The sequence below is a fragment of the Clostridium sp. UBA871 genome (assembly GCF_002295255.1).
In the GTDB taxonomy this organism is placed as follows: domain Bacteria; phylum Bacillota; class Clostridia; order Clostridiales; family Clostridiaceae; genus Clostridium_J; species Clostridium_J sulfidigenes.
This window is the reverse complement of the sequence record NZ_DBFV01000003.1, coordinates 173,810-196,879: the sequence shown is the minus strand read 5'-3', so window position 1 is coordinate 196,879 and position 23,070 is coordinate 173,810. Positions and strand designations below refer to the sequence as shown.

Genomic DNA, 23,070 nt, shown 5'->3' with positions numbered 1-23,070 from the left:
CTCCCTATTTTTTATATTAGGTTAAACTATCTTCACCTATAACTCTAACTTCAGTGTGTAATTCAACCTTAAATTTTTCATAAACTTTAGCTTTTACAACTTCAATAAGATCTAAAATATCCCTTGACGTTGCATTGCCTCTATTTATGATAAATCCTGAATGTTTTTCAGATACCTGCGCGTCCCCAACGCTAGTACCCTTTAATCCTGAATCTTGAATAAGCTTACCTGCAAAATATCCCTCGGGTCTTTTAAATGTACTTCCTGCTGATGCATATTCTAAGGGTTGCTTACTTTTTCTTCTTTCTGATAGATCATCCATTCTTTCCTTGATCAAAGCTTTATCTCCATGAGACAATCTCATTCTTGTTTCCAGAACTATATATCCATACTTTAAAATTGCACTATTCCTATATCCAAATTCTAGTTCTTCTTTACTTAATTCTCTAATGTTCCCCTCATTATCAATTACTAATGAACTTTCAATTACCTTTGCCATTTCTCCGTCATAGGCACCTGCATTCATTGCAGTAGCACCTCCAATAGATCCTGGTATCCCAGACGCAAATTCTAGCCCTGATAAACTATTCTTTAAAGCCTGATCTGCAACTGAATATAACTTAGCTCCACATTGTGCAGATATTAAATTTTCATCTACTACTATTTTATTTATGTGTCCTAGTTTTATGACTACTCCTCTTATTCCTCCATCTCTTATTATGAGATTAGATCCATTTCCTAATATGAAATAATCCACCTTATTTTCCTTGCATATTTTAATTAATTCTTTAACCATTTCATAATTAGAAGGGTAAACTAATAGGTCAGCTGGTCCACCTACCTTAAAAGAAGTATGATTCTTCATTAGTTCATCTATTTTTACATTTTCATTCCCTGCTACATCTAAAACACTTCTTACAAAACTATCCTTTAATTTCATTGTATACCTCTTACTATATTATTATATATTAAGTATAAAATACTTAGGTTATATATATCAACAGTTATTACATATTTCTTTCATTTTAAGTATACTATCCTACTAATAGTATAAACACTCTAATTCAATATTTTATGCTGACATATGGTTATTAACTATTTTTCTTAAAATAATTAATTATACTTTCAGTAGCTTTCCCATCCATAGAAGGTGTAGCCATTAACTCTTCATAGGTAGCCTTTTTTATATTTTCAATACTACCAAATTTTTTTAGAAGTTCACGCCTTCTCTTTTCTCCTATTTTAGGTATTTCATCTAATATAGAAAATAAAGTACGTTTATCTCTTAAGGTTCTATGATATGTAATGGCAAATCTATGAACTTCATCCTGAATCCTAGTTATTAAAAGCATGGCCTTGGAAGATGGCTTTAACAGAATTTCTTTATTTTTATAAATAAGTCCTCTTGTTCTATGCTTATCGTCCTTCACCATACCACATACAGGTATATTAATATTTAACTCCTCCAATACTTGAAGTGCTATATTAATTTGTCCCTTTCCACCATCCATCATAATCAAGTCAGGAAAAATAGAAAACTTACCCGACTTAAAGTCCATACCATTATTATTTATCTTCCTTATTTCTTCTAATCCATGTGTAAATCTTCTTATTAATATTTCTCTCATAGAGCCATAATCGTCTGCACCTTCTACCGTTTTAATTTTAAATCTTCTATAATCACTATTTTTAGCTACTCCATCTTGAAATACTACCATGGTTCCTACGGAATCCATTCCCATGATATTAGATATATCATAGGCTTCAATTCTAATAGGCATATCTTCAATCCCAAGAACCTCTTGAATTTCAGAAAGTGCCACATTATTAAGTTCCTTGTCTACTTTATGTTTAATCTTAAACATTTCGAGAGCATGGCTAGCGTTTTTTTCTACCATATCAAGTGTCTTTCTCTTTTCTCCTTTATGTGGAACCTTTATAGTCACTCTATATTCCTTCTTTATAGATAACCATTGCTCTAAGATATCAATTTCATCACAATGACTTACATATACAGTCTTAGGTATAAAAGCAGTTCCTCCATAAAAGTTTTTAATAAATTCCTCTATGACATAGGCAGGCTCTTCTCCACCTGTATTGTCTAAAATAAAATCTTCTCTTCCAACAATTTTACCATCTCTTAAAAAGAATATCTGAATACAACTATCTTTTTCATCTTGAGAAATACCTATAAAATCTTCATTTTCAAAATTATTACTAATAATCTTTTGCTTTTCATTTATTTTATCTATGGCTATCAACTTATCTCTTAAAGAAGCTGCTCTTTCAAAATCTAAATTTTCTGCTGCTTCTTCCATTTCAGTCTTAATCTTACTAGTAATCTTTGTATCCTTCCCTGTAAGTAAATCCACCACATCATTGATAATTTTTTTATATTCCTCTTTAGAAATTAATCCTTCACATGGTCCACTACATAATTTTATATGATAGTTAAGACAAACCCTTGTTTTAGGCCCATTTTCCTTTATAACTCTTCTACATGTTCTAAGAGAAAATACCTTCTTTATAAGTTCATTTATAGTATATACTGCACTTCCATCCGTATATGGTCCAAAATATTTAGATGAATCATTTCCATAATTTCTTGTAACTAATACCCTTGGAAATTCTTCATTAGTAATTTTAATAAAAGGAAAATATTTATCATCTTTTAGCAAAATATTATATTTAGGACTATACTTTTTTATTAAATTACATTCTAGTATTAAAGCTTCTACTTCAGAATCTGTAACTATATACTCAAATTCACTTATATTCTTAACCATAGCTCTAACTTTTTCACTATGATTTTTAGAATTCTGAAAGTATTGTCTTACTCTATTTTTAAGATTTTTTGCTTTTCCTACATATATTACTTCTCTCAAAGAATTTCTCATTAAATAAACTCCAGGATTGTCTGGAAGATTTTTTAGATGATACTCAAAATCAAACATTAAATCACCTCACTTCTCATCCAAAAGTTGTTTCATCTTTAGTATAATACTTATTGAGCTTCACTTTTAATGCAATGATTAATACTCATAAGGTATATTATATAATTATATTTCAAAAGTTTTAATATTAATTTGTACTAAAATAAGATTTCATAAGCTCCTTTGCCATAGCGCTGGCATTAAAGCTATCATTTCCACCTTCTTCTGCAATTATAGCAAAGGCTATTTCTGGGTCATCATAACCTGCAAAACCTATAAACCAAGTGTGTGGCTCCTTATCTCCAGAGTCATGGTCTGCAGTTCCAGTCTTTCCTGATACTTGAACGTTCCATAACTTTGCTGCCTGACCAGTTCCCTCATTGACTACAGCTTTCATATATTCCTTTAGCAATGCTGCATTTTCAGGAGTTGTAACTGTAGCTGCTTCCTTTTGTTCATAGCTTTTAACTACTTTCCCTTCCGGACTTATGATTTCCTTTACTACATTAGGTTCCATCATTACACCATTATTAGCTATAGTACTAGCTACTAGTGCCATTTCTATTGGACTTGCTAGTACTCCACTTTGTCCTATACCACTTTGAGCTATATTACCAACCTCATCACTTTTATATTTTGGGAAAATACTATTATCAATGGTAAGAGTTTCTGATGGAATATCTTTATTAAAGAAGAACTTTTCTGATGTTCCCTTTAAATTATCATTTCCAAGTTCCATAGCTAAGGTACCAAATACCACATTACTAGACTTTAAAAAAGCTGTTCTAAGTCCAATGCTTCCATAAGCATACCCTTTGTAGTTTTCTAGGTATTCACTTTCATTAAAACTAATTTTCCCCTCATCATTAAAGGTCCTATTGGTTATATCCGACATATTCTCCAAAGCACTTATGGCTGTAATAACTTTAAAGGTTGAGCCTGGTGGGTAAAGACCTGAAACTGCTCTATTCAAGAAAGGTGTATCCTCTTGTTGTGACAGTTTTTCAAAGTCTTCTTGTATTGTATTTGCATCAAAACTTGGTTTTGACACCATAGCAAGAACCTCTCCTGTCTTAGGATTTAATGCTACTATTGATCCCTTTCTATTACCTAAAACCTCAAAGGCTCTTTGTTGTAACTTAGAATTTAAGGTAGTCACTACATGATTTCCAACTTTATTCTCATCCTTTTTGTTGGAAAATATATCCTTTATAGAATTTACTGATTGTCCTGAAAGTTCTTTATCAAACTTCTTTTCAATTCCACTAGCCCCATACTTAGCATCATTATAACCAACCACATGAGAAAAAGCTACTCCTCCAACATACTTTCTTGTTTGAGAAAACTCCCCTGTTTTTTCACCTGTAGTTAAAGGATTCATATCTCTGTCATAAATAGTTCCTCTAAGAACTCTATTTTTCTCCGCTTGATTTCTTTTATTATAAACACTATCCAAAGCTATTTGATTTTTAAATAATGTACTATAACTTATATAAGAGATTAGAGCAATAAATAATAACAGAAATACAATCATTACATTTTTTATGTTCTTTTGTAGATTATTCATAATTACTACTCTCCTCTGATATTTTTTGTATTATACCTAGTGAAAGATAACTTATCAGCATAGAACTTCCTCCATAACTAACAAAAGGCAAAGTTATTCCTGTAAGAGGTATAGCTCCAGTTACACCACCAATAATTACTAGTGTTTGAGATACCATCATAGTACTATATCCAACGGCTAATAATCTTGAAAATTTATCCTTTATGTAAAGTGCAGCTCTTATACATCTATAGAATAATAGAAAATTTAAAATTATAACTGCAAATCCAATAAGTAATCCTAATTCTTCGCATATAGCCGCAAATATAAAGTCAGATTCTACTACTGGAATATATCCTGGATATCCATTTCCAAGTCCTACCCCAAAAAATCCACCATTTGCTATAGCTATAAGGGATTGAACAAGCTGATGTCCTTCATCATATCCATACTTCCATGGGTTTCGCCATATCATAACCCTTATCTGAACATGATAAAATAAGTAATATCCTATGACACCACCAACTACAAATAACAGCAATGCTATTATTACATACTTTTTATTTGATGTAGCAATATAAAGCATAGTAAGTGCTATGGCAAAGAAAATTAGCGCTGAACCCAAGTCTGTTTGAGCTAACATAAATAGCAATGATATCATCATTACCATAGCAGGCTCTATTAAACTTATATATTTATATGAGCTTTCTTTCCTAAATCCAATTGCCTTTCCTATCTTAATCCAAAACTTCGAAGGCTTTTCATAATCCTTTAATGCTGAAGCAAGGTAAGCTACTAAGGCAATTTTCCCAAACTCAGAAGGTTGAAAACCGAACCCAAATAAATTTACCCAGTTTTTAGCTCCAAACTGTTCCTTTCCAAAAAAGGTACCCATGGACATAAATAATAATGTTATTATTAGATATAAATATTTGTACTTACTAAATCTTTTTAAATCTGGAAGTATTACAACTACTAATATAAACATAGTCATACCTAAAGCAAAAAATATAATTTGCTTAGCTGTTAAAAAACTTCTAGTACCTTCCGCTATATAACTACCTCCCGATATGGGTAAATCCAACCTATATATCATAGCAATCCCTATAACAGCAAGGATATTTGAAAATAATAATATAAATTTATCCCCATCTGGATAAAATCTTCTTATTACAAAGTGGGAATAACATAATAAACCACATATTATTGCTCCTATAAATATTGCACCCTTATCAATAGTTGGAGTTAGAATTGCTACATTAAAAAATAGTGCCATTACAAGCAAATAAGTAAATCTAAGCACTCTTTTTTCTTGTTTTATACCCTTCATACTTGCCTCCTAATAACTACATAAATTTAAAGGTAGCAGTTCCCACCTTTATTATATCCCCTGACTTTAATATAAGGGAATTCTTTATTCTAATATCATTAACCTTAGTTCCGTTAGTGCTCTCCAAATCTTCCAACACATACTCATTATTTCTTCTGAAAATTTTAACATGATGAGAAGAAACATATTTATCATCTAAGATTACTGTATTATCACTTTTTCTTCCCATAGTTAAGTTATCTACTATTGGTAGTATTCCTCCATTTTTTAGATTTGTATTTTCTCCAGCTACTATTATTTCTAGCCCAGAAGTAGCCTTTCTAGTTCTATTCCTTCTTTTACCCACTGATTTAGTATCTGTATACATTATTTTTAAAGCGTAGATTATAATAAAATAAACTATTGCTATTATTCCTAAATTCAATGCGAATTTTAAAATATTCATAAGCAAAACTCCTTTATACATATATAACATAACTAGCATCATTATAAATTATGATGCTAGTTATAAGTAATTATATCATCTTTTTTAGGTACTGTCCTGTATATGATTTAGAACATTTAATTACATCTTTAGGATTTCCTTTAACTATAATAGTTCCTCCTTGATCTCCACCTTCTGGTCCTAAGTCTATAATATAATCTGAACACTTTATTACATCTAAATTATGTTCAATTACTATTACAGTATTTCCTCCTTCTACAAGCCTTTGGAGAATTTTTATAAGTTTACTAACATCATCAATGTGTAATCCAGTAGTGGGTTCATCTAATATATACAAAGTCTTTCCTGTACTTCTTTTAGATAATTCATAGGCAAGCTTTATTCTTTGTGCCTCTCCGCCTGATAATGTGGTTGATGGTTGACCTAATCTTATATAGGATAATCCAACATCCATAAGAGTTTGAAGTTTACTACTTATACGAGGTATATTTTCAAAGAAAGCTAAGCCTTCCTCTACAGTCATATTTAAAACATCTGCAATAGTTTTTCCTTTGTATTTTACCTCTAATGTTTCTCTATTATATCTCTTTCCTTTACACACTTCACATTCAACATAGACATCAGATAAAAATTGCATTTCTATCTTTATTATTCCATCACCTTTACAAGCTTCGCATCTTCCACCTTTAACATTGAAACTGAATCTACCTTGTTTATATCCTCTGCTTTTAGCCTCTGGAACCATAGTGAAAATTTCTCTTATTAAATCAAATACTCCTGTATATGTAGCAGGATTACTTCTAGGTGTTCTTCCTATTGGACTTTGATCTATATTTATAATCTTATCAATCTGGTCATCACCTACAATTTCCTCATGTTTTCCTGGTAGTTTCTTAGAACCATTTAATTTTCTATTTAACCCCTTATATAAAACCTGATTAACTAAAGTACTTTTCCCTGACCCTGAAACTCCTGTTACAGATGTAAATAATCCTAATGGAAATTCAACACTTATATTTTTTAGATTGTTTTCCTTTGCACCTTTAACTTTTATAACTCTATTTTTATCCATAATTCTATATTTTTCAGGCACATCTATAGTTCTATGCCCACTTAAATATTGACCTGTAATGGACTCTTTACACTTCATCACATGTTTTACTGTACCTGCAGCTACTATTTTTCCTCCATGCTCTCCTGCTCCTGGGCCTATATCTACTAAGTAATCTGCTTCTCGCATAGTATCTTCGTCATGCTCAACTACAATTAAAGTATTTCCTATGTCTCTAAGATGCTTTAAAGTCTTTATTAATTTATCATTATCTCTTTGATGCAATCCAATACTTGGCTCATCTAAAATATATAAAACCCCCATCAAACTAGAACCAATTTGAGTTGCTAATCTAATTCTTTGCGCTTCTCCTCCTGATAAAGTACCTGATGCTCTACTTAAGTTAAGATAACTAAGTCCTACATCCTTTAAAAAACTAAGTCTACTCTTAACTTCCTTTAATACTTGTTCTGCTACAATTTCATCCTTTTTAGATAATTTTAATGCATCTACAAAATCAAGTTCTTCTATAATAGACATAGTACAAAATTCACTTATATTTTTACCACCTACAGTAACAGATAGAGCTTCTTTAGATAATCTTCTTCCTTTACACTTAGGACAAGGATTATCACTCATATACTCTTCTACTTCTCTCTTTATGTAATCTGAGTTAGTTTCCATATATCTTCTTTTTAAATTATTTATTATACCTTCATAAGCATAATTATATATACCAGTTTTAAATTCCTTGGTATACTCTATTCGTAATTTTTCTCCATTTGTTCCATATAAAACAGAATTTAAATTTTCTTCTGATAGTTCTTCTATAGGAGTATCTAAAGTAAACCCTCTTTTTTTAGCAAGAGCTTCTAATATGGCACGAGTCCATGAATCCTCCTTTAAACTACCTTCACCTAAAGTTAAAATTCCTCCACCTAATATGGATTTGCTTTTATCCGGAATCACCAAATCCTCATCTATCTCCATTAAAGTCCCAAGTCCATCACACTCATCGCACTTTCCAAAGGGAGAATTGAAGGAAAACATTCTAGGCTCAATTTCACCAATACTTATTCCACAACTTACACATGAAAATTTTTCACTTAAAAGTATATCTTCTCCATCAATTACATTTAAGATAGCTATACCTTCACCTATTTTTAATGCTGACTCTAAAGAGTCTGTAATTCTTGATTCAATTCCATCTTTAATAACTACTCTATCTATTACTATTTCAATGGTATGCTTTTTATTCTTCTCTAGTTTGATATCTTCATCTTCTAAATCTACCAGAACACCATCAATTCTTGCTCTAACATATCCATTTTTTTTAATGTTCTCAAGGATCTTTACATGTTCTCCTTTTTTCCCTGTAACTACAGGTGCTAAGATTTGAACCTTAGTTCTAGGTGGCAGAGCCATTGCCTGATCTACCATTTGGTCTACAGTCTGCTGGGTAATCTCCTTGCCACATTTAGGACAATGGGGTACACCTATCTTTGCATAAAGTAGTCTTAAATAATCATAAATTTCAGTTACTGTTCCTACTGTAGATCTTGGATTTTTACTTGTAGTTTTTTGGTCAATAGATATAGCTGGTGATAGACCTTCTATATACTCTACATCCGGTTTATTCATTTGGCCTAAAAACTGTCTCGCATAAGCTGAAAGAGATTCTACATATCTTCTTTGTCCTTCTGCATAAAGAGTATCAAAGGCTAAAGAAGATTTTCCTGAACCTGAAAGTCCAGTAAAAACAACAAATTTATCTCTTGGTATTTCTAAATCTACATTTTTAAGGTTATGTACTTTTGCACCTTTTATATAAATACTATTTCTCATAAATTTCTCCTTTACAAATTAAATTCTCTCTTCATACGTTCTATCTCATCTCTTAAAATCGCTGCTCTTTCAAATTGTAAGTCCTTAGCTGCTTCTTTCATTTCTTTTTCTAGTTTAGTAATATGCTTAGTCAATTCCTTCTTATCTAAAAGCAAATCACTACTTGCTTCACTGATATATAAATCTTCATCTTCTGCCACTGTAGAAATTTCTATAACATCTCTTATTTCCTTGATTATAGTCTTAGGTACTATATTATGATCATCATTATACTTTTCTTGAATACTTCTTCTTCTATTGGTCTCATTTATAGTTTTTTCCATAGAATTTGTCATATTATCAGCATACATTATTACTTTACTTTCTGAGTTTCTTGCAGCTCTACCTACAGTCTGAATTAAAGATGTTTCACTCCTTAAGAATCCTTCCTTATCTGCATCTAATATAGCAACTAATGCTACTTCTGGAATATCTAATCCTTCTCTTAAAAGATTTATTCCAATTAGCACATCATAATCTCCTCTTCGAAGATCTCTTATTATTTCCATTCTTTCCATAGTAATTATATCAGAATGTAAGTAAGTAGTTTTTACTCCTAACTCTTTTAAATATTTAGTTAAGTCCTCTGCCATCTTCTTTGTAAGAGTTGTAACTAAAGTTCTAAACCCTCTTTCAGTAGTTTTGATAATCTCACCATATAAGTCATCAATTTGACCTTTTACTGGTCTTATTATAATTTCAGGATCTAATAATCCTGTTGGTCTTATTATTTGCTCTGCTATATTAGCTGAATGTTCATTCTCATAAACTCCAGGTGTAGCACTTACAAATAATACCTGATTTAATTTATCTTCAAACTCTTCAAATTTAAGTGGTCTATTATCATAGGCTGATGGAAGTCTAAATCCATACTCTACTAAAGAAGTTTTTCTAGATCTGTCTCCTCCATACATAGCCTTAATTTGTGGTAGTGTAACATGACTTTCATCTACAAAGAAAAGAAAATCATCTGGGAAATAGTCAATAAGAGTTTGTGGTGGTGTTCCTTTTTCTCTTCCATCTAATATTCTAGAATAATTTTCTATTCCAGTACAATAACCTACTTCTCTCATCATTTCTATATCAAAATTGGTTCGTTGTTTTAATCTTTGAGCTTCTAATAACTTATCCTCATCCTTTAGCTCCCTTAATCTCTCTTCTAATTCAAATTCAATTTGAGAGATAGCTCTTTCTAAATTTTCCTTTGATGTAGCAAAGTGTGATGCTGGGAATATAGATACATGTTTTCTTCCACTAATTATATTGCCTGTTAATACATCAAACTCACGGATTCTATCTATTTCATCTCCGAAAAACTCAACTTTTATCCCTTTATTAGTTGATGATGCTGGAAATATATCTAGCACGTCTCCTCTAACTCTAAAGGTCCCTCTTACAAAATTTATATCATTTCTTTCGTATTGAATATCCACTAGCTGACTAATAACACTATTTCTATCTTTAATCATACCTTCTCGTAAAGATACAGTAAGCTTTCTATAATCCTCTGGATTTCCTAGCCCATATATACATGATACAGAAGCCACAACTATAACATCTCGTCTTTCTATCAAGGCTGAAGTAGCTGAGTGCCGTAGCTTTTCTATCTCCTCATTTATTGATGCATCCTTTTCTATATAGGTGTCAGTTTGAGCCATATAAGCTTCTGGTTGATAGTAATCGTAGTAAGAAACAAAGTACTCAACAGCATTTTCTGGAAAAAACTCTTTAAATTCAGAGCATAATTGAGCTGCTAAAGTCTTATTATGAGCAAGAATTAAAGTTGGTCTTTGAACTCTCTCAATAATATTTGCCATAGTAAATGTCTTCCCTGATCCTGTTACTCCAAGTAAAGTTTGATATTTTTTATCTTCAAGGATTCCTTTAACTATACTATCTATTGCTTCAGGTTGATCTCCAGTTGGCTTAAATTTTGAATGAATCTTAAACTGACCCATGATACATCACCTCATCTTTTTATAAAAAATTATTCTTTATCGTTACTATCTTTCTTTTCTTTAATTTTATTTAGAATATCAGAAAAACTAGAACCTCCTGGCTTTGCTACAGTAGCCTGCTTTGGAACTTCTCTAGGAACTATAACAATTCCTAATTTTTCTTTATTGTTTTTTACTTTACATTCTAATTCTTCCATAGATCCATTTTCTCTTCTAACCTTCATATTTATAATATCTGGAAGACGTTCTAACATATTAAATATAATTTCATCCTTATATAATTTAATATTATTTATTTCTAATATTAAATCTCCCATTTTAACTCCCATATTTTTAGCTATTGAATCATGGGCTACATCTAGAACACATACTCCCTCTTCATTACTCACATACTTTATTTTACCTTTCTTTTCTGCTAAGCGATCAATATATAACATATACTCATGTAATACAGGCATCAATGTAAGAATTATTACATCTAAAATCTTATTTATATCCCCAAGAAAAGATAATAGAATTAATACAGTACCATAGCCTAAAATTAATAGTCCTGAGAATATTGGCTTATTTTTTTTACTTTTTGTAAATGTTATGGTAGCATAATTAACTCCTGCAAAAATCGGTAATGCACCAATTACCATAGTAGCAAAAATCAACATGTTTTTATTATGATTAATTATTGGCCACCACTCTGGAGTGTTTACACTTCCCCCCATAACTGTATTGGCGCTAGTAGCCTGTACCATTAATAATATTATCATTGGTAATATCCATTGTCTTCTATATGCAAATCCACCTATGATTTTTTTATCTCTTGATCCAAATACAGGTATAGCACCTCTTTTCCCATCAAAGATTACTAATAACCCTTCAACAATATGCATTACTGCAACCAATACCAATAAATTAGTTATATCCATTTTTAGTACATCTAAACTTGGATTCTCCATGATTAATGATATAAAATACAACAGTATTGATAATAGTCCCAAAATAGCTCCTGAATATGAAAGACAAACTAATTTGGGACTAAAGAACATTAACGCTACTGATAATATAAATATTAGAAATATATTAGAAGTTTCATAAAAAGTAATTCCCAAAAATGTAAGAATTAAACTAGCTACTACACCTCCCAATATTCCCATAACTATTTGTGACACAGTAAGTTCAAAAGCAGTTGACGAGTTTTTACCCATAATTAATCTTTCCATCACTGTAGTTTTTTTATTTTTCATATAGAATACAACAGCCATCATTATTAATATAAGCGCATAAGACGGCTCCACAATAGCATAGGACACCTGCTGCAAAGTATACTTTAAAAGTTCCATTATTTTTCTCCTTCTCATTATGTAACAAAGAGTAGATGTGCATAAGTAAAATTAAGTATCTACTATAATAGATACTTAATTTTACATCATCATTTATCTACTTGAAACTATAAAATTAATTTTATTATTTTTCTATATGTTAACTTATTTTAATTAGTATTTATTATAATAAAAATACTAATATCTATTATAATACCCTATATTTTATTACTTAATCTTTTCTTTTGCCACTTCCAAAGCCTTTTCAAATTGAGGATCTACTGATTTATCATAGGCTTTCCCTTTTAGTTCTTCTGGATACTCAACTAAAATATCTGGCTCTATTCCTATACCATGGATATTCTGTCCATTAGGAGTATAGTATTTTGATATAGTAACCTTCAATGCAGTTCCATCTCTAAATCCATCTCTATCCCTATAAAAAGTTGTTTGAACAACACCCTTACCAAAGGTCTTAGTACCTACTAAAGTTCCTAACTTATAATCTTTTATAGCTCCTGTAAATATTTCTGAAGCACTTGCACTCCCCTCATCTATTAATATAGTAAGTGGTAACCCTTCAGCAATTCCACCTACTGAATTATAATCCTTCCTATTTCCATTCTTATCTTCCGTATAAACTATATTCTTATTCTTAGGAATAAATTGTGAACACATATTCACAGTTTGATCTAATAATCCTCCTGGATTTTCTCTTAGGTCTACTATTAAACTCTTCATTCCTTTTGAGTTTAAATCTTTAATTGCATTTTCAAAATTGCTAGATGTATTTTCATCAAACATAGTTACCTGAATATATCCTACTTGACTATCAATCATTTCTTTCTTTACAGTTATCATTTCTATTTCATCTCTTACAGTTTTAACATTAAAAGAACCTTTGTTTTCCCTAGATAAAGTAAGTTCTACAGCTTCTCCTTTTTCACCTTTCATAGTTTTCACTGCTTTTTCTAAGTCCTTGCCTTCAACCTTTGTACCATTTACGCTTTCAATTATATCCCCTGAAAGTATTCCCACTTTTTCTGCAGGTGAATTTTCAAAGGTAGCTACTACAACTATCTTATCTTCCTTAACTCCTACCTGTATTCCTAATCCAACATAATTTCCTTCTGTTTGAGAATAGAAGTCTTTAAACTCTTCGGCATTCATATATGTTGTATATGGGTCTCCTACAGCTTCTGTCATTCCCGCTGCTGCTCCATCTATAAGTTTATTAATATCAATTTCACCCAAATAATATCTATCTAATTTATCTTTTATAGTATATAACTTTTCAAAGTCTACTATATTTTCATATGTTTTTCTACTAACTATAACTTTACCATCTGGTAACTTAAAAGATATATAGTTAGATAATCCTAAAGTAATTAAATTTGTCACTATCAAAAGAGCCACTATACCCGTTACTCTTTTCCATTTATTTTTCTTACCATCCATAAAAATCACCCTCTCATTCTCATATATTTATTATTACTTTTTATCCCCGATAATAATACTATGAAATTTAAATTATTTTATTAATCCTTTCTATTACCAATATATTATATTATACACAAATAAGACTAAGAAATAAATTCTTAGTCTTATTTGTTCTTTATAATTTAAACTTTTAAGAATTTTCTCATGGATATTATACTTCCAATAGCACCTATGAAAACTCCACATCCCAGGAATTCCCAAATAATCACCTTCAATATATAAGAAATACCTACTAAATCAAATCCAAATAGTGTATCGGCGCTTAAATTATTAATTATAATAGAATATATAAAACCTAGTACTACTACCGATATGACTGCTCCAAATATTCCAAGTATCATACCTTCTATTATAAATGGCCATCTAATAAACCAATCTGTAGCTCCTACATACTTCATTATTCCTATTTCTTTTTTTCTCGTAAACACTGTAATTTTTATGGTATTTCCTATTAAGAATAGAGATATCATAATAAAAACTACAAATGCTACTGCAGCACCTATTTTAAATGAATCTGTAAGCTTAGAAATTTTTGCAATTATAGATCTTGCATCTTTTATCTCATCAATACCATTCATATCTTTAATACTACTTACAACTTTATCTACTACTAGCGGCTCTTTAACATTTACTGTAAAGGAAGCTGGGAATGGATTATTATCCTCAAATCCAGATGTTAACTGACCTAATTCATCATTCATTTGTTCCTTTACATCCTTCAAAGCATCTTCCTTGCTTTGAAAAGTTATCTTATCAATACCATCTACTTCTTTAATTTTATTCTCTATAGCATTTTTATTATTATCACTTATATCCTCTTTTAAGTAGATTTTCACCTCAACCATGGATCCCAATTGCGTAATTAATTTATCTGCATTAGCAACTCCTAGTGTTATAGCTCCTAATAAAAAAAGTGTAGCTGTTACTGTAGCTATAGATGCTATACTTAAAGTTTTATTTCTTTTTATACTTTTAAGTGCTTCCTTAAATGAATATTTAAAAGAATCAAATTTCATAACCATATTTCCCCCTTTCCTCATCTCTGGCAATAACACCCTTCTCAATAGCTATAACTCTCTTTTTCATAGAGTCAACTATGTCTCTTGCATGGGTTGCCATAACAATGGTAGTTCCAGCTCTACTAATATCACTTAAAATATCCATAATTTCTAATGAAGTTTCAGGATCTAAGTTACCTGTTGGTTCATCAGCAATTAATAATGATGGACTATTTACTATAGCTCTAGCTATAGATACTCTTTGTTGTTCTCCACCTGATAACTCTGTAGGTAAAGCATCTCTCTTTTTTGATAATCCTACCATTGAAAGCACTGCTGGAACCTTTTTTTGTATATCCTTTTCGCTTGATCCTATAACTCTTAGTGCAAAAGCTACATTATCAAATACATTCAAACTTTGTATCAATCTAAAATCTTGAAACACTACTCCAATTTTTCTTCTATAATAAGGTACTTCTTTCCTTGTTAGCTTTGTTAAATCTGATCCTGCAACTATAACCGAACCCGCTGTTGGATCAACTTCTTTTAATAACATCTTTATAAAGGTAGATTTTCCTGCTCCACTTGGGCCTACTAAGAAAACAAATTCACCCTGGTCAATATGTACATTTAAATTAGATAAAGCTAGTACATTGTTATTATAAACCTTAGTAACATTTTTAAAATCTATCATAATTATTAACTCTCCTCGACTTTTTACTTTTTATCTGTGTATATTATAACATAAAAATTTAAAATGCAAGTCCTACATAAGTTAAAAAATAATAAATTCTTATTTTTCTTCATAAAAAAAGAGTGGAAATATATATTTTTTTTTCCACTCATGCTTCTTTATGTATGTAAACTACACATATAAGTTATGAATTAGCATATCGTATACTAAGAAATATGTTGCTAATAATGCAAAGGTGCAGAATATAGTTCCTACTAAACCAAATTTATAAAGATATTGTCTCCAAGTTTTCTCATAGCTTAAAGGTCTCAATAACTTTGTCGGTTGTAGAAATGCTAATGCTGATACAAATAATCCTCCACAAGAAAATATAATTCCTGTATTTCTTATTCCTCTAAGTATTCCATAAAGTTCCATAGATTGACCTTTAACTAATAGATATATACAACTAATAACTATACCTAAAACTACGGGTATAATAACTAATTTTAAAGACAATTTAAAACAAAAGACTACATCACTCATATATCCTTTAACATCTTGTTTCATCTATAACGCTCTCCTTAGTAAATCGAATTTTCAAATTATTTATAAATTATATCATAGGCTATAAAAAAAAGAAACCTAAGTCTCCTTAGATTTCTTCCATATTCAATTTTATTTTTTATTTCATACTAATTCCAGTCTTAACTGCTTTAACTATATCTAATGCTGTTAATCCATAAGCTTTTAATAATTCTGCAGGCTTACCACTTTCACCAAAAGTATCCTTTATTCCAACTCTTAAAACTGTAGCTGGACAATGTGTAGTTACTACTTCCGCCACTGCTGAACCAAGGCCACCTATGATACTATGTTCTTCTGCAGTAACTATAAGATTTGTTTCTCTTGCAGCTTTTGTTATTAATTCTTCGTCTATAGGCTTTATTGTATGTATATTAATAACTCTAACTCTTATGCCTTCTTCAGCCAAAATATTGTACGCTTCTAATGCTGCCTCTACCATAATTCCAGTTGCAACTATAGTAGCATCTTTCCCATCTCTTAAAGTTATTCCTTTACCAATTTCAAACTTATAATCTTCATTATCATTTATTATAGGTACCGAACTTCTACCAAGTCTAACATAGCAAGGGCCTTCATATTTTGTTATAGCTTCTATTGCTGCTTCAGCCTCAATTCCATCACTTGGACTAATCACCACCATATTAGGTATACTTCTCATTAATGAAATATCCTCTACAGATTGGTGAGAAGCACCATCTTCTCCTACTGTTAGACCAGCATGAGTAGCACATACCTTTACATTTAATTTAGGGTAACATATAGAATTTCTTATTTGTTCAAAAGCTCTTCCTGTTGCAAATATAGCAAAAGTAGATGCAAAAGGAATTTTTCCACAAGCTGCCATTCCCGCTGCCACAGTCATCATATTACCTTCAGCAATCCCCATATTGATAAATCGCTCTGGGCATACAGACTTAAAATCAGCAGTTTTAGTAGACTTAGATAAGTCTGCATCAAGAACTACTATATTTTCATTTTCTTTACCTATTCTTGCTAATGCTTTTCCATAGGCTTCTCTAGTTGCAACACTTTTCATTATTCTTCTCCCCCAATCTCTTTTAATGCTATTTCACACTGCTCTTTACTTGGAGCTGAACCATGCCAACCTGCCTGATTCTCCATAAAAGATACACCTTTTCCTTTAATTGTTTTACAAACTATCATTGTAGGCTTATCTTTTACTCCTTTTCCAGCTTCTATAGCATCTTTTATCTTAACTAAATCATGACCATCTTCTAAATAAATCACGTTCCATCCAAATGCTACAAACTTATCTGCTATAGGATTAGGATTCATAACCTTATCAATATCTCCATCTATTTGAAGTCCATTATAATCTACAAAAGCTGTTAAATTGTCTAGTTTGTAATGAGCTGCACACATAGCTGCTTCCCAAACTTGACCTTCCTCTAATTCTCCATCTCCTAGTAGGGTATATACTCTATATGAGCTATTATCAAGCTTTCCTGCTAGTGCCATACCTACCGCAGCGGAAACTCCTTGACCTAATGAACCTGTAGACATATCTACTCCTGGTATGTAATTCATATTTGGATGACCTTGTAGCATTGCTCCAGTTTTTCTTAATTTCATAAGTTCTTCTTTATTAAAGAAACCCTTCTCCGCAAGAGCTGCATATAAAACTGGTGCAGCATGACCTTTTGATAATACAAATCTATCTCTATTAGGATTCTTAGAGTCTTCTACATCAATATTCATTTCATTAAAATATAATGTAGTAATGATTTCTACAGCTGATAGAGAACCGCCTGGGTGACCAGATGCTGACTCTGTTACCATCTTTATAATATCTTTTCTTAAAACTTTCGCTATATTCTCTAATGCTATTAATGACTTTTCCATTGCTTATCCCTCCCTGATTTTCTTCTAAACCCATTATATCAATAATTTATTTATTCTCAACTATTTAGTTGAAATTTTACTTTTATCCATACATTTCATTATAAGAAATCTCCAATAATTATTAATATATTATTTACCTTACACTTCAATTAAATACAACTATACTTCTATCATTATAAAAGTAATAAATACTTTATATTTTTTTGTCCATCTACCGATTTAATTTAAAAGGAGCTATTTCAAAATAATTCACTAATCTCTATAAAATGTTAAGTTTCACTAAAATATTGTTGTTAGTGCATACTCCACATCCAATTAAGATTTAGTGTATTTTGAAACAGCCCCTTAATATTAAGCTTATTTTTACATTTTTAAATCTAAACTAATTTTAAGAGCAACATCAACTTTAATCATATCTTCATCGGTCATATGACCTATCTTTTCTTTTAATCTTCTTTTGTCTAAAGTTCTAACTTGCTCTAGCAAAACTACCGAGTCTTTATTTAATCCGTATTCTTCAGAAGAAATCTCTACATGAGTTGGAAGTTTTGCCTTATTTATCTGAGAGGTTATAGCTGAAACTATCACAGTTGGACTATATCTATTTCCCACATCATTTTGTATAATTATTACAGGTCTTATTCCACCCTGTTCTGATCCAACCACTGGGCTTAAATCAGCATAAAATATATCGCCTCTCTTTATAACAATTGTCATTAGGCATTCACACTCCTAAAGGCTAGCTTCATATTCACTTAAGTCATTAATATAACTCTCAAAGCCATATTCTGATAATTCTAAATTTAATTCTCTCATAGCTAAATATCCTTGTTTCATTTTCTCTATATAGCTATTACTATTATAGCCTTCACTATATACTATTCCATAATCCATAATTAATTTACTATTTGTTATAAATTGTTTTTTATCTACATCATTAAATTTTTCGCAAAAACTACTACCAAAATTCAGAATAAATTTCTTTGAGCTACCCATGGATTTCATTACCTCCAATTTAAATAACAACTTTATGTACAACTTAATTATAAATCATCAATTGTTATTATGTCAAAGAAATTATCCTCAATTTCTACTTTTTACAACATTTTTTTATACTTTTTACTATACGTAGTTTCTTACACTGAAAATTTTACCGTTTTTTGTATATATTCTTGGAATTCTCTTACTTATATCACAAATTACTTCATAATTGACTGTACCTATAGATTCTGCTATATCATCTGCTGTTATAACATTCCCTATATTATCTTTTCCAATTAATATAACTTCATCCCCAATCTTCACCCCAGGTACATCTGTTACATCTATCATACATTGATCCATACAAATACGACCTACAACAGGTACTATTTTACTATTCACAATTACTTTAGCCACCCCTGTTAATGCTCTCGAAATGCCATCTGCATATCCTATAGGAAGAGTTCCAATTATCCGTTCTGCAGGTGCTTTATACAATCTACCATAGCTTACATAATCGCCTTCCTGTATTTTTTTCAAATGAACAATTTTACATTTTAGCGACATAACAGGTATTAAGTTAACATTATTTTTATTAACATACTTGGAAGGATAATATCCATAAAGCATAATACCAGCTCTAACTCCATCATATGGTAAGTCAGGAAAATCTATTATAGCAGCACTATTGCTTACATGCTTAAAGGGTATAATTATACCTAATTCTTCAAGATATATATTAAATATATTAAATTTTTCTATTTGAAAACTAGCATAAGTTTTGTCTTTCTCATCAGCAGTAGCAAAATGAGTAAATATTCCTACAATTCTTACTCCTTTTAACTTAGTTATCCTATGTACTTCCCTAGCCTGCTCCCTCGTTGTTAAAAATCCAATCCTCCCCATACCTGTATCTACAGCTATATGAATTTTAGCTATGCTATTCTTCTTTATAGCTATGTCTGAAAGTATTTTAGCATCTTCATAATCATATATAGTTTGCTCTAGGTTTAAATCAATAACTTCATCATAAAATTCCTTTGGTGTATATCCCAATATAATAATAGGAATTTCCACACCAGCTTTTCTTAGTTCTACCGCTTCTGTAACAATAGCTACTGCAAATCTATTTATACCTTCATCCATCATAGACTTACATATATCTATAGCTCCATGTCCATATCCATCAGCTTTTATTGTAGCAATTATTTCCTTCCCCTCTGAAACCCTTTTTACTTCACTTACATTATTCCTTAAAGCATCTAAATCCACTTCTGCCCAAGAGGGTCTTATCTTTTTTTCCATATTACTCACCTTGCTCACCTTTCCAGTTGTCAAGAACTACCTCATAGTAAATACTAGATTCGCTCTTACTGTTTTGTATCATTGTTATAAATCTAACTCCACATCTTCAACCTTATCAGTCCAGTTAAAGTTTTCATAAGTATATATAATTCTTTCTCTACCTTTATTATCATAGATTATTATTTTCTTCGGTCTATTATTTTTAATATCATAATATAAGCTACCTTGGCAAATGTTGTTATTGCTTCCAGGAATCACTGTTGTTATCACAAAGCACTCACTATTATTTATTGTTTCAGTTTCAAATTCTAATTGTTCATTTGTATATATTAATCCTATATATTCACCAATAAATCCATATTTAAATACTTCATCAAACCCTTTATCTAAGGTATACTCTTTGATATTCTCCTTATCTTTAACAAGTATCTCATCACCTTTAAAAGTAAAAGATCTCTTATCCTTTAAATCCAGTTTATATCCTATATCTTTTTTATAGGTTTGAAACCCTTCATACTTATTTGTTTCTCTGTCATTTACGACCTCTATAGTTATATCACTCTTATAGGCTTTAATCTCATTTAAGGAATCAATTACATTATACTCATCTAAAGTCCTTGTTCTTCCTTTAATGAATAAAGCCACTGCAATGGTTAGGCATATAGCTATAATAAATAGTGTATAAGTTAGTCTTTTTTTCATAAATTCCTCCAATTACTTATTACACTATATGTTTATTATAGTTTTCTACTCTCTATAACCATATTTATTTTATTATAATCCACAGTTATTTCTATGTATCAATTACTATCCAAAATTTCTTTTATCCCAAAAGGTAATTCTTCTATAATATGGGTAGCATTGACACAGAACATATTCTCTGCTAGCCTATCACCACAATATCCATGTATAAATGTAGCAATGCATGTAGCTTCTAGAGCATCATATCCCTGAGCAATAAATGAAGTTATAATTCCTGTCAAAGTATCTCCCATTCCACCTGATGCCATTGCACTATTTCCTGTAGTATTCTCAAAAACCTGTGTTCCATCAGTTATTACAGTTCTATGGTCCTTTAATAAAACTATTACATCATACTCATAAGCAAAATTCCTTGCTACTTCTACCCTATTTTCTTTTATTTCATCAACAGATAATCCAGTTAATCTTGCCATCTCCCCATAATGAGGTGTTAATATAATGCTATTATTTTTACTATGAAGCAATTCAAGTTTTCCCTGTAGTACATTTAGTCCATCCGCATCTATTACAATAGGGCATTCTGCATTTTCAATCATACTTTTCACTATATTAAAAGTTAACTTAGCATTCCCCATTCCTGGTCCAATAGCAATACAATTAGACTTAACCATAATATTACCTATTTTTTCACTTTGCTCAAAATTGATTGTCATAGCCTCATTTAACTTTATGCTCATTATCTCCTGTATTTCTTTAGGAACGCAAAGGGTCACTAATCCAGCGCCACTTCTTACTGCACTTTGAGTAGTAAGATATGCAGCACCAGAAAAGCCCATAGAGCCAGCTATTATAAATGCTTGTCCATAATCTCCTTTGTAGGTATCATCATCTCTAGCTTTTAATATACTTTGTATCATTTCCTTATCCATTTGTATGGCCCTATGTTTAAATCCTATAAACCCTAATCTATTAATTTTTAATTTATCAAAAGGATTTACCATATTAAACGACCTCCAAAACAGCATAGGCAATAGCACTATCGCATCCGTGAGAAATACTCAGATGAATAGTTGTATTCCCATTCTTGTTAGCAATATTTTTTGCCTGCCCTTCTAATGTGACTGTAGGTTTACCAAGAGTAGTACTATCTACTATTATATCTCTGAAGTTGAATCCTCTAAACCCTGTTCCTAGTGCTTTTGAAACCGCTTCCTTTGCAGCAAACCTACCTGCTACATATTCCGGCCTTAAATTCCTAGTTTTCAAGTATTGTATTTCTTTACTTGTAAATATTTTTTCTAAAAACTTTTCATTTTTTTCCATTACATCTTTTATACGTCTTATTTCAACTATATCTACTCCAACTCCTACTATCACCATCTCACCTCCAAACCTAAATATTTCATATACTTATAATTAAATTATAAACATATTTTTACATCTTTAATTTTAATAAATAAATAGGTTAATATCAACTATAACTTATATATATATGAAAGTATATGATGATAATATTTTCAATTATCATATTAATTAAGTTTAACTTTATAAACTACTCATATAAATAAAAATAGTTATAATTAATTTGCTATTGCTTGTACAAGTTCGTCAAAATCAGCATAATATGCCTCTATATATTCTTCTATAATATCTATAAGATGTATTGGTGAGACCACATTATTTTTTAATAATCCCAGAAGTTCACTTCCCTTATATCTATTAGGAGTTATACATTCTACATGTTCTTTGTATTGCTTTACATGTTTGCCTTTATTTTTCACTTCACTTTCTATTTCTACACCATATACATCTATAACCCTTCTTTCACCATTCATATGGACCTCTAATTCTGATTGAATTAAATTATAAGTGTATTCTATAGTATTCTCTTCACATACCATGTTAGATTTCAACGTCTCAATTATCATAAAAGCACCCCCAAATAATGTAAAACCATTTATAGCAATAAAATTACAACATTTTATTGCCTAAAGAAATTG

The 23,070-nt window shown here is 30.5% G+C and carries 21 protein-coding genes; all 21 read right to left on the bottom strand.

Annotated elements, in window-relative coordinates; genetic code table 11:
* Window positions 1-16: 16 nt before the first annotated feature.
* Complete coding sequence (gene murB, locus B3086_RS02585) at window positions 17-940, bottom strand: UDP-N-acetylmuramate dehydrogenase (RefSeq protein ID WP_346878162.1); 924 nt, start codon at window positions 938-940, stop codon at window positions 17-19.
* A 151-nt stretch (window positions 941-1,091) separates the two neighbouring features.
* Complete coding sequence (gene uvrC / locus B3086_RS02580; protein ID WP_346847675.1) at window positions 1,092-2,954, bottom strand: excinuclease ABC subunit UvrC; 1,863 nt, start codon at window positions 2,952-2,954, stop codon at window positions 1,092-1,094.
* Between the two features lie 127 nt (window positions 2,955-3,081).
* Window positions 3,082-4,500 (bottom strand): peptidoglycan D,D-transpeptidase FtsI family protein, encoded by a 1,419-nt coding sequence (locus B3086_RS02575; RefSeq protein WP_346847676.1) that lies wholly within the window; start codon window positions 4,498-4,500, stop codon window positions 3,082-3,084.
* A complete protein-coding gene (locus B3086_RS02570; RefSeq protein ID WP_346847677.1) occupies window positions 4,493-5,809 on the bottom strand; it encodes an FtsW/RodA/SpoVE family cell cycle protein in 1,317 nt (438 codons plus the stop codon). Before B3086_RS02570 ends, B3086_RS02575 begins: the two co-directional genes overlap by 8 nt.
* 16 nt (window positions 5,810-5,825) lie before the next feature.
* Entirely contained in the window at window positions 5,826-6,254 is a 429-nt protein-coding gene (locus B3086_RS02565; protein ID WP_035132164.1) for an FHA domain-containing protein, read from the bottom strand.
* Between the two features lie 70 nt (window positions 6,255-6,324).
* Window positions 6,325-9,150, bottom strand: a complete 2,826-nt coding sequence (uvrA, locus tag B3086_RS02560) for an excinuclease ABC subunit UvrA (RefSeq protein WP_346847678.1) — start codon at window positions 9,148-9,150, stop codon at window positions 6,325-6,327.
* Window positions 9,151-9,161: 11 nt separating this feature from the next.
* Window positions 9,162-11,147, bottom strand: coding sequence for an excinuclease ABC subunit UvrB (uvrB, locus tag B3086_RS02555; RefSeq protein ID WP_346847679.1), 1,986 nt, complete (start codon window positions 11,145-11,147; stop codon window positions 9,162-9,164).
* Window positions 11,148-11,176: 29 nt separating this feature from the next.
* Window positions 11,177-12,481 (bottom strand): PDZ domain-containing protein, encoded by a 1,305-nt coding sequence (locus B3086_RS02550; RefSeq protein ID WP_346847680.1) that lies wholly within the window; start codon window positions 12,479-12,481, stop codon window positions 11,177-11,179.
* Between the two features lie 207 nt (window positions 12,482-12,688).
* Window positions 12,689-13,918, bottom strand: coding sequence for a S41 family peptidase (locus B3086_RS02545; protein ID WP_346847681.1), 1,230 nt, complete (start codon window positions 13,916-13,918; stop codon window positions 12,689-12,691).
* A 164-nt stretch (window positions 13,919-14,082) separates the two neighbouring features.
* Window positions 14,083-14,976 (bottom strand): permease-like cell division protein FtsX, encoded by an 894-nt coding sequence (ftsX, locus tag B3086_RS02540; RefSeq protein WP_346847682.1) that lies wholly within the window; start codon window positions 14,974-14,976, stop codon window positions 14,083-14,085.
* Window positions 14,966-15,652 carry a cell division ATP-binding protein FtsE gene (gene ftsE, locus B3086_RS02535; RefSeq protein WP_035132175.1) on the bottom strand — a complete coding sequence of 229 codons (687 nt, stop codon included), beginning with the start codon at window positions 15,650-15,652 and terminating at the stop codon, window positions 14,966-14,968. The genes ftsX and ftsE overlap by 11 nt, the downstream gene beginning before the upstream one ends.
* A 171-nt stretch (window positions 15,653-15,823) precedes the next feature.
* Complete coding sequence (locus tag B3086_RS02530) at window positions 15,824-16,201, bottom strand: hypothetical protein (RefSeq protein WP_346847683.1); 378 nt, start codon at window positions 16,199-16,201, stop codon at window positions 15,824-15,826.
* 115 nt (window positions 16,202-16,316) lie between these two features.
* Entirely contained in the window at window positions 16,317-17,255 is a 939-nt protein-coding gene (locus tag B3086_RS02525) for a transketolase family protein (RefSeq protein WP_414632266.1), read from the bottom strand.
* Window positions 17,255-18,082, bottom strand: a complete 828-nt coding sequence (locus B3086_RS02520) for a transketolase (protein WP_035132181.1) — start codon at window positions 18,080-18,082, stop codon at window positions 17,255-17,257. Before B3086_RS02520 ends, B3086_RS02525 begins: the two co-directional genes overlap by 1 nt.
* A gap of 363 nt (window positions 18,083-18,445) precedes the next feature.
* Window positions 18,446-18,799, bottom strand: a complete 354-nt coding sequence (locus B3086_RS02515; protein ID WP_035132183.1) for a type II toxin-antitoxin system PemK/MazF family toxin — start codon at window positions 18,797-18,799, stop codon at window positions 18,446-18,448.
* 15 nt (window positions 18,800-18,814) lie between these two features.
* The gene (locus B3086_RS02510; protein ID WP_051823997.1) at window positions 18,815-19,078 is read right to left on the bottom strand and encodes a hypothetical protein; all 264 of its coding nucleotides are present in this window, start codon (window positions 19,076-19,078) and stop codon (window positions 18,815-18,817) included.
* Between the two features lie 126 nt (window positions 19,079-19,204).
* Window positions 19,205-20,368: an alanine racemase gene (gene alr, locus B3086_RS02505; RefSeq protein WP_346876645.1), complete on the bottom strand. Its 1,164-nt coding sequence runs from the start codon at window positions 20,366-20,368 to the stop codon at window positions 19,205-19,207.
* Between the two features lie 84 nt (window positions 20,369-20,452).
* A complete protein-coding gene (locus tag B3086_RS02500) occupies window positions 20,453-21,070 on the bottom strand; it encodes a germination lipoprotein GerS-related protein (protein WP_346892744.1) in 618 nt (205 codons plus the stop codon).
* A gap of 98 nt (window positions 21,071-21,168) precedes the next feature.
* Complete coding sequence (locus B3086_RS02495) at window positions 21,169-22,071, bottom strand: NAD(P)H-hydrate dehydratase (RefSeq protein WP_346847686.1); 903 nt, start codon at window positions 22,069-22,071, stop codon at window positions 21,169-21,171.
* 1 nt (window position 22,072) lies between these two features.
* The gene (locus tag B3086_RS02490) at window positions 22,073-22,447 is read right to left on the bottom strand and encodes a holo-ACP synthase (protein WP_346847815.1); all 375 of its coding nucleotides are present in this window, start codon (window positions 22,445-22,447) and stop codon (window positions 22,073-22,075) included.
* Window positions 22,448-22,650: 203 nt separating this feature from the next.
* Window positions 22,651-22,998: a DUF6514 family protein gene (locus tag B3086_RS02485; protein WP_346847687.1), complete on the bottom strand. Its 348-nt coding sequence runs from the start codon at window positions 22,996-22,998 to the stop codon at window positions 22,651-22,653.
* Between the last annotated feature and the right edge of the window lie 72 nt (window positions 22,999-23,070).